Below are 1671 nucleotides of genomic sequence, written 5' to 3' on the forward strand. Positions count from 1 at the left end.
AATTCTGTAATTATTTTTTTCATTAATTATTTACCTCCATATATTAAAAATATACCTAATTTTAGGTATATTTTATAAATATCAAGAGTTTTCGACAAAATTAAAGTCTAAATCTTTTTTTGTTCATCCTAAATTTGGTATAATTACTTTAGTCAAATGGGTGATTAGATGGAAAATAACAAGTTTAATTATTATAATTGAGCAAATAACAAATGAGGGAAAAAGTGACAAATGTCACAAGATACTAAGCAACGGTTATTAACTTTATCGGGAAAAATCCACTATGTGCCATTATGAAAACCAGTTGATATTACAATTGACTTAGATACTCAACAATTAATTATTCCAAAAAATCTTGCTTTTTTAGCACAAAAATATCAATTACCACAAACAACATATTATCTTTTTAAATATAATAATATTAATAACATTATGCTAGAATGTAATTACATTATTAGTAATTATTCAAAAATTATTGAAACTAAAATTGATCAAAATTTTGTTTCATTAAAATGATCATTATCATATGGTGCTTACTTTTTTAAAGAAATTACTAATTATATCCTAGCACAAGATACAATCTTAGAAACTTATCGGGAAACAAAAAATCGAAAACAACGTTTATTATTTCGTTATCAAAACCAACGTGCATTTAAGAAAAGTAAATGAAAGGGAGAATAAATTTTAATGAAAATTCGGTTAGACCAGTTAATGGTTAATAATAATTTAGCTCCTTCGCGCGAAAAAGCTAAAGCAATGATTTTAGCAAACAATGTTTTAGTTGATAATGTCCCAGCTTTAAAACCAGGTGAACTAGTAAAAGAAAATAGTATTATTAAATTACGTGGTGAACCATTAAAATATGTTTCCCGAGCAGGGGAAAAGTTAGCCAAAGGTTTAACTGCTTTTAATTTAACCGTTAAAAACCTAGTTTGCCTTGACATTGGTGCTTCAACTGGTGGTTTTACCGATTGTTTATTACAAAATCATGCTAAAAAAGTTTATGCTGTCGATGTTGGGACAAACCAATTAGCTTGAAAATTACGCAATAATCCGCAGGTTGTTTCATTAGAGAAAACTAATTTTCGATATGTTACTAAAGCATTATTTGCCCCTGATGAAATTGAATTTGCTTGCTGTGATGTTTCTTTTATTTCATTAGATAAAATTATTCCATCTTTAAAAGATATTTTATTATTAAATCATTATGCTTTTTTCTTAATTAAACCACAGTTTGAGAGTACAAAAGAAGCTGTTAAGAAAGGAAAAATTAATCATAAAGCAACTCACTATGATGTTATTAAAAAAATCTTTACTTTAGGTCTTAATAATGGTTTCAGTGTTATCAATTGTGACTATTCTCCAATTTTAGGAAATAAAAAGAAAAACATTGAATTTATTTGTTTATTACAACGAACAATAAATCCGATTAATTATATTGCCGACGAAGTTATAGCAACAATAATTGAAAATGMTTKAAATACTTCTTTAATTTTGTAGAAAACTCTTGATGAAATAAAAAAAATCATCAATATGACAATTTGAAAACTAATTTTGTGTAAGATTATACTTTTGCTTTAAATTTTTTAAACGTTAAAATATAATACCGTTGATTGTTGTTTTGGTGTTAAACCTTTATGCTGGTATTTTCATTTTCATAGATTTAAATTW

Annotated in this window: 2 protein-coding genes; both read left to right on the plus strand. The window is 25.6% G+C overall.

Going from position 1 to position 1671, the window contains the following annotated elements; translation table 4 throughout:
• The first annotated feature begins 168 nt into the window (after positions 1 to 168).
• Positions 169 to 681: a hypothetical protein gene (locus tag EHV01_RS05285; RefSeq protein ID WP_422066544.1), complete on the plus strand. Its 513-nt coding sequence runs from the start codon at positions 169 to 171 to the stop codon at positions 679 to 681.
• 6 nt (positions 682 to 687) lie between these two features.
• Positions 688 to 1500, plus strand: a complete 813-nt coding sequence (locus tag EHV01_RS05290) for a TlyA family RNA methyltransferase (protein ID WP_422066545.1) — start codon at positions 688 to 690, stop codon at positions 1498 to 1500.
• Positions 1501 to 1671: the final 171 nt, after the last annotated feature.

This window comes from Spiroplasma sp. hy2 (genome assembly GCF_044714365.1).
GTDB classification, from domain to species: domain Bacteria; phylum Bacillota_I; class Bacilli_A; order Mycoplasmatales; family Mycoplasmataceae; genus Spiroplasma; species Spiroplasma phoeniceum.